Here is a 16,620-nt window from a genome sequence, read left to right as displayed (position 1 = left end):
TAAATTATGAGTATTTTTGATTATGTAATTTTATATTCACTTATTATAATTTGGATAATAATATTAATTAATGTGGTTTTAGTTATTGGAGGATACTTTTATTATTTAGACACAATGAAAGTAGAGGATAATGAGGTATTAGAGGAATATCCCTTTGTATCTGTACTAGTACCAGCTCATAATGAAGGTAAGGTAATAGAAAAAACAGCAAAATCTCTATTAGCCTTTGATTATCCAAAAGATAAATATGAAATTATAATTATTAATGATAATTCAAGTGATAATTCTGCAGAGATATTAAGTGATATTAGTAATGAGTTTAAAGATAGAAATTTTATAGTTATAAATACAGACAAAACAAATGGCGGAAAAGGAAAATCTAATGCATTAAATATAGGTTTTGAAAGAAGTAAAGGAGAAATAATTGCAGTTTACGATGCTGATAATACTCCAGAGAAAAATGCATTAAAGTATTTAGTAAGTACTCTAGTAAAAGATAATAGTTTAGGTGCAGTAATAGGAAAGTTTAGATGTAGAAATAAAGAGGTAAACTTACTTACAAAATTTATAAATATAGAAACCCTAACATTTCAGTGGATGGCGCAAGCAGGTAGATGGAAATTATTTAATTTGTGTACTATACCTGGAACAAATTTTGTTATTAGAAGAAGTATATTAGAAGAAATTAATGGATGGGATACTAAGGCTATAACTGAAGATACTGAATTAAGTTTTAGAATATATAGAATGGGATATAAAATAAAGTTTATGCCTTTAGCAGTAACTTGGGAGCAAGAGCCACAAACTTTAAAGGTATGGTTTAAACAAAGATCTAGGTGGGCAAAAGGAAATATTTACGTAGTACTTAAAAATTTTAAATATCTATTTGATAGATCAGCTGGAGCAACGAGATTTGATATTTTATATTATATATTAATTTATGGTTTCTTTTTATCTGCAACTATAATTTCAGATATTTTATTTATATTTGGAGCAGCAGAAGTAATTACTATGAATATACTTGGATATAACATAATACTTTGGATATTAGCATATTCAGTATTTATACTTTCAATATTAGTTGCAATATCTACTGAAAAAGGAGAGTTATCATTCAAAAATTTTTTAGTAGTACTGGCTATGTATTTTACATATTGTAAGTTATGGGGGATAGTAGCAGCTATTGGTTTTTATGACTATATAAAAGACTCAGTTTTAAAAAGAGAAGTTAAGTGGTATAAAACAGAGAGGTTTTAAGGAGGGAAAAAAAGTGAAAAGTTCTAAATTAGTGAAATATGTAAATGTATTAATTTTATCTTTTATATTAGTTTTATCTTTTAATGATATATCTTGGGCAGAGCCAAAGGATTATTCCCTAGGAAATAAAACTTACTCTAAATCTGAAATAATAAATAATGACGTTGTTTTTAAGGGGATTTTTTCAAGTTATAGTTTTCAATTTAAGGTTGATAAGTGGATTAATGTAGAAAAAATAACTACAAACATTAATCTTGATGTTAATCAATTAATTAGTAAGGCTAGAGAATCATATATTACTTTGAGTCTAAATGGAGTTCCATTTTATTCTACTCCAATAGTTTATGATGAATCTAAGAAAGTTCAAAACATTAAGGTTAATATTCCTTTAGATAATATCAAAGAAGGATATAATGAATTTAAGGTTGAAGGATATTGTAGAATATCTGATGAACCTTGTGCAGATGATGTAAATACTGCAAATTGGTTAGTTATAAAAAAGAATTCTAGTATAGATATTAATTTTAAAGAAAAATTATCGGATAATAAGATAATGTATTTTCCATATCCATTTATAAAATCAAATAATGTTAGTGATGATTCAAAAATAGTTATACCTGATGATTACTCAGACAATGATTTGCAAAAAGCATTTTTATTATCTAGTTATTTAGGAAGAAATAATACTTCAGATTATAAATTAGAAATAATTAAATATAGCGACTTAAAAAAGAAGGATAATAATAGTAATATTATTTATTTAGGAAATAAATCATCTATACCGAGAGAAATAAATGATATATTTAGTGATTTAAAGGCTTTAGATTTAAGTAATTCAGCTGTTATCAGATTAGGAAACTCACCTTATTCAAATAATAATTCACCTTCAAAGCTTATGGTTATAACTTCAGATAATGAAAATTATAATTTAAAAGCTATTAATTTATTAATAAATGATAAATTAATTACTCAAATAGATAGTGATAAATTTATAGTTAATAATGAAATAAATGAACAGATACAAGTAGAAGAAGTGAAAAATACAATTACCCTTAAAGATATGGGGATAAATGAACTACAATTTAAAGGACTATTTAGAAGTGAAAGTGGATTTTCTTATTTTATTCCTAAAAATAGAATTATAGCAAGCGGTGGGAAGATAAAGTTAAATTTTAGATACTCAGAAAATTTAGATTTTGATAAATCCTTGTTAAGTATATATATTAATAATTCTCCAATAGGAAGTAAAAAGCTAGAGAAAGAAAATGCATTAAATGATGAATTAGAGTTAGTAATACCGAGTAATTCTATTACTAGCAATTATATTGAAGTTAAGATTGCTTTTGATTTACAGCTACCTAATACATATTGTGAAAGAAGAGAAGAGGAAATGCCATGGGCTGTTATAAGTGGTGACTCATATATTAACTACCAAACTCAAAATGTAAGTGGATATTTTTTTGATAAATATCCAGCACCTTTTGTAATGGATAATAGGTTTAATGAGCTACTATTATCAGTACCAGATAATATGTCTTCTAAAGAGCTAACTGCATTGGGAGATATTTTTGAAATCATAGGAATGGAAGTTACAAATAATACTGGAAGTTTAGAGGTATCTAGATATAGTAATTTAAATGGACGAGAAAAGGATAAAAATTTAATTATTTATGGAACACCTGAAAGTAATAATCTAGTTAAGGATTTAAATAAAAATTTTTGGTTTAAATATAATAATGATTATAGTAAATTTATTGGGAATGAGAAATTGTTTTTAACAGATGATTTTAACTCAAACATATCTATTTTTCAATTTGATATATCACCATATAATAATCAGAGAGCTATACTATCAATAACTTCACCTAATGAGGATATTTTAATAAATTCTTTAAGTTATTTAGGTAATAATGAGGAACTAATTAAATTAACAGGGGACTGTGCTATTGTTGATAAGTATGGTGAGATTAGAACTTTTAAATTCAAAGAGGATGTAGAAGCTCCAATATACGAAAAGGCTAAAAATTTAGAAAATAATTCAAAGATTGTTATAGGAATATTGGGATTAATATTAATATTTCTTATTTTATCTATTGTTATGTTTTATAATAAAAATAAGAAAAGCAAAATTAAATAATGTTTAACAAAAAATACGATAATTTTATTATCGTATTTTTTTTGTTGACTTCATCACTTTAACATGATAAAGTAGTAAATAAGAAAAGCAAAATTAAAAGGGGGATTTAAATATGAATTTAAAAATTAAAAGAAAGGTTCTAACATTAGCTTTATTATTTGTATTGTCATTTACATTAATATCTTGTAGTGAAAAAAAATCAGACAGAACTTTAGATAAGGAAGAATTAATTCTTGGCTTTGATGATACTTTTGTACCTATGGGATTTAAAAATGAAAATGGAGAATATACAGGTTTTGATATAGAACTTGCAAAAGAAATTGGGGACAAACTGGGAAAGAAAATTTCGTTCCAACCAATAGATTGGAGTATGAAAGAAACAGAGCTTAATAATAAAAATATAGATTTTATTTGGAATGGTTATAGTATAACAGAAGAAAGAAAGGGAAAGGTTGAATTTTCAACTCCATATTTAAATAATAGACAAGTTATTATAACTTTAGCAAATTCTAAAATCAATACTAAAGCAGATTTAGCAGGTGCTGTTGTAGGTGCACAAAATCAATCAAGTGCTGTTGATGCTATAGAAGCAGATGGTGATATAATATCAACTTTTAAAGATGGGAAGGTAGTAACTTTTGACACTAATAATGAAGCTTTAATGGATTTAGAAGCAGGAAGGTTAGATGCAGTTGTTGCAGATGAAATATTAGCTAAATACTATACTAATCAAAGAGGAGCAGATAAGTACAAGGTTTTAAAAGAAGACTTTGGGTCAGAAGCTTATGCAGTAGGAATGAGAAAAGATGATAAAGAGCTAGTAGATGCTTTTAATAAAGCTTTTAAGGAAGTTGTTGATGAAGGGAAAGCTGGAGAAATATCTAAAAAGTGGTTTGGGGAAGATATAATAGCTAAATAATAAAAGATAGTGAGGTGTTTAATTTGGAACTAATAAATGAAATAATAGAATTTTTACCACAAGTATTAGAAGGGTTAAAAATGACTATTGAAATATTTTTAATAACTTTAGTATTATCTATTCCATTAGGTATAGTAATTGCTCTTGGAAGGGTATCTAAAATAAAGGTGGTAAAATCATTAACTGGAATGTATGTGTTAGTTTTAAGAGGAACACCTTTATTACTTCAAATATTATTTATATTTTTTGGATTACCCTTGATTAATATAAATATACCAAGATTTCCGGCTGCCATTATGGCTATGGTATTAAATTATGGAGCATATTTTGGAGAAATATTTAGAGCTGGTATATTATCAATAGATAAAGGACAATTTGAAGGAGCAGAAGTTTTAGGTTTAAGCAAGAAAGATACATTTTTTAGAATTATAATGCCACAAGCATTAAAGAGAATATTTCCACCTGTAGCAAATGAAGTAGTTACATTAGTTAAAGATACAGCTTTAATATATGTTGTAGGACTAGATGAATTATTGAAGATTGCTAAAATTGCAGCTAATAGACTCTCATCCATAATGCCATTTGTAGTGGTTGCAATTGTCTATTTAATTTTTAATGGTTTAATTACTAAAATATTAGAGTTTATAGAAAATAAATTTAATTATTATCAGTAGGAGGGATACTATGCTTAAAGTAGAAGGATTAAAAAAAAGTTTCGGAAGTTCAGAAGTTTTAAAAGGAATAGACTTAAGAGTTAATGTAGGAGAAATAGTAGTTATAGTAGGCCCTTCTGGTGGTGGAAAAACTACTTTATTAAGATGTATTAATGGATTAGAGCATTGTGATAATGGCACAATAAAAATTAATGATAAATTTCTATGCGAAAATGGAATTTATAAAGATAAAAAGACTTTTTCAGAGACAAGAAGAGAGATAGGATTAGTATTTCAAAATTTTAATTTATTTCCTCATATGAGTGTGTTAGAAAACTTAATTGAAGCACCAAAGAGGGTTTTAAAAGAAACAGAAGAAGAAGCTATAAAAAATGCAAAAGAAATTTTAAACTTTTTAGGGTTAGAAGATAAAATAAATAGCTATCCATGTGAGTTATCAGGAGGACAAAAACAAAGAGTAGCTATAGGAAGGGCTCTTGCATTAAATCCTAAATTAATGTGTTTTGATGAGCCTACATCAGCTTTAGATCCGGGATTAACAGGGGAAGTTGCGGAACTCATAAAATCTTTAGCAAAGAAAGGCATGAGTATGCTTATTATAACTCATGATATGGATTTTGCAGAGAAAGTTTCTGATAAAATTTATTCTATGAATAATGGAGTTTTATCTAATGGCAATTTTTATAATTTATTTAAAAATAATCAACCATTAAAAATTCTAAATGCATAAAGGGACTGTCTGATACAGTCCCTTGATTTTTAAAGCATATTTATTAATGAAGCAATAAGCCAAATTACATAGCTTTATTTTTATCATTTGCTCTAAAGAATATTTTAACTATTTCATTAATTACAAAAGGTATTAATGAAATTAAAATTACTAATCCCCAATCCTTAAAATCTAACGAGTATACTTTAAAGATATTAGCTGTAAATGGAATACTTATTATAGCAAGTTGTAAAAGTATTCCGAATAATAAAGATCCAATTAACCATTTATTTTTAAATACTCCCACTTGGAATAAGGATTTAGTTTCGTTTCTCATAGATAAAGAATAGAAAAGCTGAGAAACACTAAGAACAACAAATGCCATAGTTTGAGCATGTTTTAATGAATCAGGATATAAATATTCCCCTAATACAAAGGCAAATAATGTAGTTGCTCCTATTAATATTCCATTTAAAATTAATAAGATTCCCATTCTACCTGAAAACAGGCTTTCATTTGGACTTCTAGGTTGAAGCTCCATTACACCTTTATCACCAGGATCTACACCAAGTGAAAGAGCAGGGAAACTATCGGTTATTAAATTTACCCATAATATATGAATAGGTAAAAGTGGAGCTGGCCAGTTTAATAAAATAGCTACAAATAATGCTACAACTTCTCCTAGGTTACAACTTAGAAGGAAAATTATAGATTTCTTTATATTATTGAATATATTTCTACCTTCTTCAACAGCTTTTACTATTGTGGTAAAATTATCATCTGTTAAAACCATATCTGCAGCTCCTTTAGCAACATCAGTACCTGTTATACCCATTGCAACTCCTATATCAGCAGTTTTTAAAGAAGGCGCATCGTTAACTCCATCACCAGTCATGGAAACTATATTGCCATATGACTTAAAGGCCTTAACTATTTTTACCTTGTGTTCCGGAGAAACTCTAGCAAATACTCTATAGTTATTAACTATTTTAGTAAATTCTTCATCCGAATAAGTGTCAATTTCACTTCCTGCCATAGCTTCGGATATATCATTTGCGATTCCTAATTCTTTAGCTATAGCTACAGCAGTGTTTTTATGGTCACCAGTTATCATTATAGTTCTTATTCCAGCTTTTTTACTCAATTCTATAGATCCTTTAACCTCTTCTCTTGGAGGATCTATCATTCCCATAAGTCCAACAAAAATTAAATCTTTTTCTAAGTCGTCAATAGCAACATGCTCGCTATCTATTGACTTGTAAGCTAGTGCCAATACTCTTAAAGCATCATCAGACATTAGATTAGAAGCTTTTAAAACTTCATCTTTTTTCTCTTTAGTAAAATCTTCGACTTTATCATTAATTAAAATCTTATTTGAAATTTTAAGAATACTATCAATAGCTCCTTTAGTAAACACATTAAATTTACTATCATATTTATTAACAGTAGTCATAAGTTTTCTATCAGAATCAAAAGGAATTTCATTAACTCTTTTATGTTCTTTGTTTAAATCCTCTTTAGTAATATTTACTTTATTACCAACATCAATTAAAGCAATTTCTGTAGGATCCCCAGTTTGAACTCCATCATTTGAAGTAGCATCATTACATAATACCATTCCATTTACTAAAAGATTAGTTTCATTATTTTTAATATCTATGGTTTCTAAATTCTTAATTTCTCCATTAACATAAAATTTTTTAACTGTCATTTTATTAATAGTAAGAGTACCTGTTTTATCAGAACAAATAATATTTACAGAACCTAAGGTTTCAACAGAAGGCAATTTTCTTATAATTGCATTTTCTTTTATCATTCTTTGAACTCCAAGAGCAAGAACTATTGCAACTATTGCAGGTAATCCTTCAGGAATTGCAGCTACTGCTAGGCTTATAGAAGTCATAAACATTTCTAAAAAGTCTCTTCCTTGAAATATTGATACTATAAACATAATTATAGATATTCCTACAGCAGCAAAGCCTAGTGTTTTGCCTAACTGGGCTAATTTTTTTTGTAAAGGGGTAGTATTATCCTCTTCCTCATCAAGCATTTTGGCTATTTTGCCTATTTGTGTTTCCATTCCTGTGTTTACAGCAACCCCAACTCCTCTACCGTAAGTAACTAAAGTGGACATAAATGCCATATTATGCTGATCCCCTATTGGAACTTCCTTGTCCTCATTTATAATGTCAGAAGTTTTTTCAGAAGGTACGGATTCTCCTGTAAATGCTGATTCTTCAATTTTTAAATTTGCAGATTCAATAATTCTTAAATCAGCAGGAATATATCTACCAGCATCGATTATTACAATATCGCCTACAACAACTTCTTCAGATGGAATTTCTATAGTATTTCCATCTCTTCTTACTAAGGCTTTAGGGGTAGACATATTTTTTAAGGCTTCTAAAGCTTTTTCAGCTTTTGATTCTTGAATAACTCCAATTATTGCATTCACAAATATAACAATTAAAATTATTATAGAATCACTAACTTCTCCAACTGCAAAAGAAATAATTGCTGCAATAAGCAAAATATAAATCATTACATCATTTATTTGAGCAAAGAAAAGTTGAAGTATAGTTTTTTTCTTCTTACCTTGCAATTTGTTTAGTCCATTTTTTTCTAAGCGAGATTTAGCTTCAGAAGAAGATAGACCGTTAATTAAATTGGAAGATAATTCACTTATAATTTTATCTGACTCTTTATTAAACCACATTTATAAACCTCCAAACTATAATTTAAATCTTTATATAACTATATATCAAAACTCTATATAAGTATATTGTATTAACTTTTAATAATATTAATACATGGAAAAAAAGTGAGTAAAATAATTTTTAGTGATATAATAACTTATGAAAGGGTGAAAAAAGTGGAAATAGGAAGAATAAATAGAAAAAGTATAGTGAATCAAGATAGAAAAATTGTTTCAGAAAAAAGAGATTTTTCTCAAAATTTTAATCAAGCTAGAGAAAGAAAATCAGAAGAACAATTAAAAAAAATGATAGAGGATATTCATAAAAAAGGGAATAGATTAGTGATATCTAAAACTTATGGAGATGTAATAGCATATAAAAAATTAATTAAAGAATATTTAGAATCAATATTAAAATTTATGTATGATACTAAAAAAGATATTAGCTTTTGGCAAACTCAATATTTTATTACGGTAGATACTATAGATAAAAAATTAGAAGAATTAACGGATTCTTTAATAAGGGGAGAAATGGATAATTTAAATATTGCTGCCTCAATAGATGAAATACAAGGTTTAATTGTTGATATATATAGATAAATACAAAAGTGACTTGAAAATTACTCTCAATAAAGATATTATTAAATAATAATAATTTGTACTAATATAAGGAGGTTAGATATGGTAAAAAGATTTATTAGTTATTATAAACCCTATAAGAAGTTATTTTTCTTAGATATGCTGGCAGCTTTTATAGTAGCAGCTTGTGATTTGGTTTATCCAATGATGACTAGAACTTTAGTAAATGATAGTATTCCTAATAAGAATATTAGAATGTTAGTTATATTTGCTGTGACCTTAATAATTATATATTTAATTAAGGCTGCTTGTGGATATTTTATGCAATATTATGGACATGTTATGGGAGTTCATATGCAAGGTGATATGAGAAAGGATATGTTCTTGCGCTTACAAAAGCTACCTAACACATATTTTGATAATAATAAAACTGGGGATTTAATGAGTAGAATGATTAATGACCTTATGGAAGTTTCCGAACTTGCTCATCATGGTCCAGAAGATTTATTTATTTCAATTGTTATGTTGGTAGGTTCTTTCATAGTATTATGCACAATTAATATTCCTTTAACATTAATAATATTTGCATTTATTCCTTTTATAGTTATATTTACATGGAAGCAAAAAAACAAAATGATGACTGCTTTTATGGAAACAAGAGTAGAAACTTCAGCAGTAAACTCGAATTTAGAAAATTCCCTTTCTGGAATAAGAATTACAAAAGCTTTTGTATCACATAATCATGAAATTAATAAATTTGAAATGGGAAACAATAGATTTAAAAATGCTAGGTCTAGAGCATATAAGGTTATGGCTGAGTATTTTGCAGGTGTAGGATTTGGAATAGATATATTAGATTATATTTCTTTAATAGCAGGTGGTATTTTTACTTATTTAAATATTATTAATTTAGGTGATTTCTTTGCTTATTTATTATATATTAAGCTATTTACACAACCAATCAAAAAGCTTGTAAACTTTATGGAACAATATCAAAATGGTATGACAGGATTTAAAAGATTTGTTGCTATAGTAGATGAAAAAATAGAATCAGATGGTAACATAGAGTTAAATAATGTTGTAGGAGATATAAAGTTTGAAGACGTTCATTTTAGCTATGAAGATAATAATATTTTAAATGGAATAAATTTAAATATAGAAGCAGGAAAGATGCTTGCTCTAGTTGGACCTTCAGGTGGAGGAAAAACTACTTTTTGTAATTTAATTCCTAGATTTTATGATGTCAGTGAAGGTAATATAACTATAGATAATAAAAGTATTTATGATGTTACATTAGAATCATTAAGAAGAAATATTGGTATAGTTCAACAGGATGTATTTTTGTTTACTGGAACGATAAAGGAAAATATTTTATATGGTAATCATAGTGCTAGTGATGAAGCTGTTATTGAAGCTGCAAAAAGAGCTAATATACATGAGTTTATTATGAGTTTACCTAATGGATATGACACATATATAGGAGAAAGAGGAGTAAAGCTTTCTGGTGGACAAAAGCAAAGAATTTCAATTGCTAGAGTTTTCTTAAAAAACCCTCCTATTTTAATATTAGATGAAGCTACATCAGCCCTTGATAATACAACAGAATATATGATTCAAAAATCTTTAGAAGAATTATGTAAGGGAAGAACTACTATTGTTGTTGCTCATAGATTATCTACAATAAAAAATGCAGATGAAATATTAGTATTAACTGATAAAGGTATTGAAGAAAAAGGAAGTCATGAAGAGCTTCTAAATAATGGAGGATTATATAAGGAATTATATGAATCACAATTTTTAAATTTAAAGAAATAAAATTTTAGATATTGGAGAAAATATCTAGGAGTATATTGACTATTCAATAAAAAGTATGTAAAATAATTTTATAAAATACCCCTAAGGGGTATAGTAGGAGGTAAATTTATATGGTTCAACATGTATCTGAAGTAGATTTTAATGAAGTAGTTTTAAAGTATGAAGGTGTTGTTTTAGTTGATTTCTGGGCAACTTGGTGTGGTCCATGTAAGATGATAGCACCAGTAGTGGAAGAAGTTTCTAATGAAGTTAGTAATGCTAGATTTGTAAAAGTAGATGTTGATGAAAATGAAAATTTAGCAAATAAATATCAAATTTCAAGTATTCCAACTTTAATGATATTTAAAAACGGTACTCCTGTTGATACTTTAGTAGGATTTATGCCAAAGGATTCTTTAAAAGCTGCAATTGTTAAGCATCTATAATATGAGGCATAATTTTGAGTAAAAGATATGATATTGCAATAGTAGGAAGCGGTCCAGCAGGATTATCAGCAGCATTGAATGCAAAAATAAGAAATAAGGAATTTGTTATTTTTGGAAATAAAAATTTAACAACTAAAATAGTTAAAGCACCTAAAATTAATAATTACTTAGGCTTCCCTGGAACTAGTGGGGAAGGATTAAAGGAAAGATTTCAAGAGCATTTAAAGGCTATGGATATAGAAATTACTGAAGAGAGAATAAATAGTATATATGCAATGGGAGAATATTTTGCTTTAATGGCAAATGATAAAGCCTTTGAAGCAAAAACTGTTATATTAGCTACTGGTATAGAGTATACAAAGCCAATAAAGGGCGAAGAAGAATTTTTAGGTAAGGGTGTAGGATATTGTGCTACCTGTGATGCACCATTATATAAAGGTAAAACTGTAGTTATAATAGGGCACAACAAGGAAGCGGAAGCTGAAAGTAATTATGTTTCTGAAATTGCAGGAAAAGTATATTATGTTCCTATGTATAAGGGAACTTATAATTTAAGTGATAGTATAACTTTAATTGAAGATAAACCAGAAGAGGTTATAGGAGATTTAAAGGTTAAAAAATTGCTATTAAAAAATTCAGAAATAGAAACTAATGCTGTATTTATATTAAAGGATTCAATTTCTCCAGGACAGTTAGTTCCAGGTTTGAAAATTGAAGATGATCATATTGCAGTTGATAGACTAATGAAAACTAACATAAAAGGATGTTTTGCAGCTGGTGATTGTGTTGGTAAGCCTTATCAATACATTAAGTCAGCTGGTGAAGGGAATATTGCATCTCTTAGTGCAGTTAAATATTTAGATGAATTATCTAGAAAATAATATATGTAAAAATACGATATTCTATATTGAGGATATCGTATTTTTTATTTTCCATAAATTAAGATTGAAGTATTAATATACTTTATTTAATTAAAGGAAAAATAGAAATACCTAATTTTTTATACAAAAAATTAAAATTGTCTAAATACTTTTTAAAGTGGATAAACTATAATATTATTAAAGATAAGAATATGTAGGAAAGGTGAGATATAATTTATGGCTAAGAAAAATAATAGTAAAGTAAATCCTTTGTTAGTAGTTGGAGCTATAGCAGGAGCAGCAGCTGTAGCGGCAGCAGCAAAGAAAATGAAAGATAATAAAGAAAAAAAGGAATCCTTTATAAGATTTAGTGAGAACTTTTCTGAAAATGATGAAAGGCAAGCTTATTTTGTAGGAGGAGGATTAGCTTCTTTAGCTGGAGCTGCATATTTAATAAGAGATTGTAATTTTAAAGGTGAAAATATTCACATTATAGAAGGTATGCACATTTTAGGTGGAAGTAATGATGGAGCTGGAGATACAGCAAATGGTTTTGTATGCAGAGGAGGTAGAATGCTTAATGAAGAAACATATGAAAACTTCTGGGAGCTATTTAGAACTATACCATCAATCGATATGCCTGGTATGAGTGTTACAGAAGAAATATTAAATTTTGATCATTTACATCCAACTCATGCTCAAGCTCGTTTAGTAGATAAGTTTGGAAATAAATTAGAAGTAGAAAGTATGGGATTTAATAATGCAGATCGTTTAGCATTGGGTAAATTAATGATGATGCCAGAGGAAAAATTAGATGATTTAACTATAGAAGATTGGTTTAGACATACACCTCACTTCTTTACTACTAACTTCTGGTATATGTGGCAAACAACTTTTGCTTTCCAAAAATGGTCAAGTTTATTTGAATTCAAGCGTTATATGGAACGTATGATATTTGAATTTTCACGTATTGAGACATTAGAAGGAGTTACTCGTACTCCATATAATCAATATGAATCAGTTATTTTACCTATTAAAGAATATTTAAGTAAGCATAACGTAGATTTTAGTATAAATGCAGCTGTTACAGATATAGACTTTAAACCAGGAGAAGGAATAACAGCTACAGCAATTCATATTACCGATGAAGAAGGCGAAAAGGTAATAGAATTAAAAGAAGATGACTTATGTATTATGACTAATGGATGTATGACAGATAATGCTACATTAGGAGATTTAAATACAGCACCAGAATATAAGCCTGAAAAGCCAATGTCAGGAGAACTTTGGGAAAAGGTTGCAAAAAAGAAAATGGGATTAGGAAATCCAACGCCTTTCTTTGGAAACCCAGATCAAACAAATTGGGAAAGTTTTACTGTTACTTGTAGAGGAAATAAATTACTAAAGCTTATAGAACAATTCTCAGGAAATATACCAGGAAGTGGAGCTTTAATGACATTTAAAGATTCAAGCTGGTTGATGAGTATAGTTGTAGCAGCACAACCTCACTTTAAAAATCAACCAATGGATACAACTATTTTCTGGGGATATGGACTTTACACAGATAAAGTAGGAGATTATGTAAAGAAACCTATGAGAGAATGTACAGGTGAAGAGTTGTTAATTGAATTATTACATCATCTTCATTTTGAAGATAAGATTGATGAAATTATGGAAACTGTAGTTAATGTAATACCATGTATGATGCCATATATAGATTCACAATTCCAACCTAGAAAAATGACAGATAGACCTAAAGTAGTTCCAGAAGGATCAACTAACTTTGCTATGATAAGTCAATTTGTTGAAATACCTGAAGATATGGTATTTACAGAAGAGTATTCAGTTCGTGCAGCAAGAATAGCAGTTTACACATTATTAAATGTTAAACATAAAGAAATAGCACCAGTAACACCATATAAAAAAGATCCAAAAGTTATGATGAAAGCATTAAAGAAGTCATATAGCTAAAAAAAGCTGCCACAAAAGGCAGCTTTTCTAATTAAAAATTAAGAATTAAGAATGAAAAATTGAGGAAAAAACTCCTATAGGAGTTTTAAAAAATAATTTAATTTTAGTAATTTGGTACAAATTACATCAATAATTCTAAATTCTACATTTTACATTTTTAATTTAAATAGGGTTGGTACATCATAAATGCATGATTTTCACAAATAAATTCATCATTTATTAATTCCTTATTTAAGTTAAATACTTTTCTATAAATAATATTATTTCTTATATATCTTCCAAAGAATCCTGGTGTCATTGAATGTTCCTTTTCGTATACTTCGTAAGTATAATTACAAGGTTCTACAGCTCTCCACTCTCCAATTAAGTGACTATCTGTGAGATATAAAATAAGTTGATAGGTTGTCTTAGTGGTGTTTTTAATTTCTAAGTCTAAATAATTATAATAGCAAGTGGCACCTGAGCCAAAGGGTTGAGTTCTTTTGACATCTGGAAATACATCATGACTATGTCTATACCTTTCTGTAACAGTTAGTGGAGTATGTAGAGTCATCCAGTATATTAAATTAGATAATTGACAAAGTCCACCTCCAACTCCAGGTTTAAAGCTTCCATCTGGACAGAGAATAACTCCATCTTTATAGCCTTTTTTATAGCTTGGTTTCCCTATAAGCTTCCAATAAGAAAAGTATTCACCAGGGCTAATGATGATTCCATTAATTTTTTTTAAGGCTAATTTTAAATTCTGAACCTTATTTTCTTGTAAATACATATCAACATCTTTTAGCTTTCTATAGAGTGGTGTTTTATGAGTAAAAATTAAATGGTTCAAAGTATTATTATTAATATTTTTACTATAGGTATTATTAGAAAAAAACCAATAAAAATATTTTTTTGTTTTATAGTAGTTTTCACCTAGAAATAGCCTAAGTTTGCTTCTTGTTATTGGTTTTTTCTCAACATAAGACATAGAAGTATCCCCCTTAAATACATATATAACAATTGTATAATATTTACAAATAATCTACAACTAATATTATTTAAGGGGGATTTTTAATGCAAGGACCTATAAAAAGCTTAACTTACGGAAAGCTTTTTAACCTATAATTAATTTACTAATTATATCTTTTACTGATACGATTTTATCTATTTTATAAGCATTAGCACCACAGAAGACAAGTCCATTTTCTACATCTCCTTTTACTGCTTTTATTAAAGCAGAACTTATACAATAAGGTGTATCAGCTGGATTACAAGGAATTAAACAATTGTAACATTTAGTAACCTTTATTTTTCCATTCTTTAATTTTTCAGTTAAGTTATTTTTTATAGCTCTACCAGGCATTCCAACAGGACTTATAGTAAGTTCTATGTCTTCTTTTTTAGCATTTACATAAGCATTTTTGAAGTTAACGTGAGCATCACATTCGTGTGTAGCCACAAATTGAGTTGCAACTTGTACTCCACTTGCACCAAGATTTAAATATTTCATAAAATCTTCATGGGTAAATACACCACCAGCAACAACTACTGGAATAGTTTTATTAAACTCTTTTTCAAAGTTTTTAACTTCATTAATTACATTTAAGATATTATTATCAAAGTTAATTATTTCTTCTTCTAAATTATTTTTCTTAAATCCAAGATGACCTCCTGCCAGTGGCCCTTCTACCACTATAGCATCTGCAGTTCTATTGAAATGCTTTTTCCAATAATTAAGTATAACTCTAACGGCCTTAGAAGATGAAACTATAGGAGCTATCTTAATAGAACTATTCCTTGTTAATTCTGGTAAATTTAGAGGTAAGCCAGCACCTGAAATTATTAAATCTGCACCAGCATCAATTGCAGCCTTAACATGGTCTACATAATTATTCATAGCAACCATAACATTAACACCTATGATTCCATTAGAACTTATTTCTTTAGCTTTTTTAATATGTTTAGCTAGTCCTCTTAAGTTAGCAGCCAAGGTGTTAGTTTCAAAATCTTCTTCTAAGTATCCAGGATGTGCAGCGGAAATAATTCCTATTGCACCTTCTTTTGCAACAGCTCCAGCAAGGCCAGATAGTGATACTCCTACTCCCATTCCCCCTTGAATTATTGGTATTTTAGCAATTAAATTTCCTATATTTAATGGTTTAATATTCATAAATCTACTCCTTTATAAATCAAAATAATAGTTTGATAATCAAAATATTATTAATAGTATAATCCAGTATTTTTAAAAAGACAATAATATTAAAAAAATATTACGAATATTGACAAATAAAAAAAATGGTATTATGATGATATTACTTTGATAATCAAAATATTTGAGGAGGTGTTAAGGTTAAGCTTTCGATAATAAATGAAGTATCAATGACTATTTTTAAAAACTTTAATACATTAAAGTTTAAGCTTTTTTAGGGGGAAGCCCTATAGGTAAACTTTAATTATAAACAAATAATTGGACTTATTTAATATTATACTTAATAAAAATCAATGTTTACAAAGTTACACTTATTGGTTTTTTATAAATTTTAGTTAAAGTTTTAAGATAGGAAATACAAAATAAAATAGAGTAGCTTAATATAAAT

Annotated in this window: 13 protein-coding genes; 10 read left to right on the top strand and 3 right to left on the bottom strand. The window is 27.8% G+C overall.

Annotated features, from left to right (window positions below; all coding sequences use genetic code 11):
• Positions 1–6 precede the first annotated feature (6 nt).
• From BN6774_RS13740 to BN6774_RS13720, 5 genes are all read left to right on the top strand, one after another.
• Positions 7–1,257, top strand: coding sequence for a glycosyltransferase family 2 protein (locus BN6774_RS13740; RefSeq protein ID WP_066894751.1), 1,251 nt, complete (start codon positions 7–9; stop codon positions 1,255–1,257).
• Positions 1,258–1,270: 13 nt separating this feature from the next.
• Positions 1,271–3,394, top strand: a complete 2,124-nt coding sequence (locus tag BN6774_RS13735) for a cellulose biosynthesis cyclic di-GMP-binding regulatory protein BcsB (protein WP_066894749.1) — start codon at positions 1,271–1,273, stop codon at positions 3,392–3,394.
• A 112-nt stretch (positions 3,395–3,506) separates the two neighbouring features.
• Positions 3,507–4,313: an amino acid ABC transporter substrate-binding protein gene (locus BN6774_RS13730; RefSeq protein WP_066894747.1), complete on the top strand. Its 807-nt coding sequence runs from the start codon at positions 3,507–3,509 to the stop codon at positions 4,311–4,313.
• A 32-nt stretch (positions 4,314–4,345) separates the two neighbouring features.
• A complete protein-coding gene (locus BN6774_RS13725) occupies positions 4,346–4,987 on the top strand; it encodes an amino acid ABC transporter permease (RefSeq protein ID WP_066896681.1) in 642 nt (213 codons plus the stop codon).
• Between the two features lie 10 nt (positions 4,988–4,997).
• Positions 4,998–5,717 carry an amino acid ABC transporter ATP-binding protein gene (locus BN6774_RS13720; RefSeq protein WP_066894745.1) on the top strand — a complete coding sequence of 240 codons (720 nt, stop codon included), beginning with the start codon at positions 4,998–5,000 and terminating at the stop codon, positions 5,715–5,717.
• 64 nt (positions 5,718–5,781) lie between these two features.
• Here BN6774_RS13720 and BN6774_RS13715 read toward each other — a convergent pair whose 3' ends face one another.
• Positions 5,782–8,412 carry a calcium-translocating P-type ATPase, PMCA-type gene (locus BN6774_RS13715; RefSeq protein ID WP_066894743.1) on the bottom strand — a complete coding sequence of 877 codons (2,631 nt, stop codon included), beginning with the start codon at positions 8,410–8,412 and terminating at the stop codon, positions 5,782–5,784.
• Positions 8,413–8,568: 156 nt separating this feature from the next.
• Here BN6774_RS13715 and BN6774_RS13710 point away from each other — a divergent pair, with 156 nt between their 5' ends.
• From BN6774_RS13710 to BN6774_RS13690, 5 genes are all read left to right on the top strand, one after another.
• Entirely contained in the window at positions 8,569–8,991 is a 423-nt protein-coding gene (locus BN6774_RS13710; RefSeq protein ID WP_066894741.1) for a YaaR family protein, read from the top strand.
• Between the two features lie 81 nt (positions 8,992–9,072).
• Entirely contained in the window at positions 9,073–10,785 is a 1,713-nt protein-coding gene (locus BN6774_RS13705; RefSeq protein WP_066894739.1) for an ABC transporter ATP-binding protein, read from the top strand.
• A 110-nt stretch (positions 10,786–10,895) separates the two neighbouring features.
• Positions 10,896–11,210 (top strand): thioredoxin, encoded by a 315-nt coding sequence (trxA, locus tag BN6774_RS13700; protein ID WP_066894737.1) that lies wholly within the window; start codon positions 10,896–10,898, stop codon positions 11,208–11,210.
• Positions 11,211–11,224: 14 nt separating this feature from the next.
• On the top strand, positions 11,225–12,091 hold the full coding sequence (locus BN6774_RS13695) for an NAD(P)/FAD-dependent oxidoreductase (RefSeq protein WP_066894735.1): 867 nt from the start codon (positions 11,225–11,227) through the stop codon (positions 12,089–12,091).
• Positions 12,092–12,307: 216 nt separating this feature from the next.
• Complete coding sequence (locus BN6774_RS13690; RefSeq protein WP_066894733.1) at positions 12,308–14,041, top strand: oleate hydratase; 1,734 nt, start codon at positions 12,308–12,310, stop codon at positions 14,039–14,041.
• A 157-nt stretch (positions 14,042–14,198) separates the two neighbouring features.
• Here the strand turns inward: BN6774_RS13690 and BN6774_RS13685 are convergent, their stop codons facing one another.
• On the bottom strand, positions 14,199–15,011 hold the full coding sequence (locus tag BN6774_RS13685) for a VanW family protein (protein ID WP_066894731.1): 813 nt from the start codon (positions 15,009–15,011) through the stop codon (positions 14,199–14,201).
• Between the two features lie 126 nt (positions 15,012–15,137).
• Positions 15,138–16,193: an NAD(P)H-dependent flavin oxidoreductase gene (locus BN6774_RS13680; protein WP_066894729.1), complete on the bottom strand. Its 1,056-nt coding sequence runs from the start codon at positions 16,191–16,193 to the stop codon at positions 15,138–15,140.
• Positions 16,194–16,620: the final 427 nt, after the last annotated feature.

It is taken from the genome of Clostridium nigeriense (genome assembly GCF_900086595.1).
In the GTDB taxonomy this organism is placed as follows: domain Bacteria; phylum Bacillota; class Clostridia; order Clostridiales; family Clostridiaceae; genus Clostridium; species Clostridium nigeriense.
The sequence above is the reverse complement of the archived record's forward strand: the minus strand, read 5'-3'. Positions and strand labels throughout refer to the sequence as shown.

Coding starts and splice junctions, on each gene's coding strand:
- BN6774_RS13720 (WP_066894745.1), top strand. CDS start 4,998: ATGCTTAAAGTAGAAGGATTAAAAAAAAGTTTCGGAAGTTCAGAAGTT.
- BN6774_RS13705 (WP_066894739.1), top strand. CDS start 9,073: ATGGTAAAAAGATTTATTAGTTATTATAAACCCTATAAGAAGTTATTT.
- BN6774_RS13715 (WP_066894743.1), bottom strand. CDS start 8,412: ATGTGGTTTAATAAAGAGTCAGATAAAATTATAAGTGAATTATCTTCC.
- BN6774_RS13690 (WP_066894733.1), top strand. CDS start 12,308: ATGGCTAAGAAAAATAATAGTAAAGTAAATCCTTTGTTAGTAGTTGGA.
- BN6774_RS13680 (WP_066894729.1), bottom strand. CDS start 16,193: ATGAATATTAAACCATTAAATATAGGAAATTTAATTGCTAAAATACCA.
- trxA (WP_066894737.1), top strand. CDS start 10,896: ATGGTTCAACATGTATCTGAAGTAGATTTTAATGAAGTAGTTTTAAAG.
- BN6774_RS13685 (WP_066894731.1), bottom strand. CDS start 15,011: ATGTCTTATGTTGAGAAAAAACCAATAACAAGAAGCAAACTTAGGCTA.
- BN6774_RS13740 (WP_066894751.1), top strand. CDS start 7: ATGAGTATTTTTGATTATGTAATTTTATATTCACTTATTATAATTTGG.
- BN6774_RS13730 (WP_066894747.1), top strand. CDS start 3,507: ATGAATTTAAAAATTAAAAGAAAGGTTCTAACATTAGCTTTATTATTT.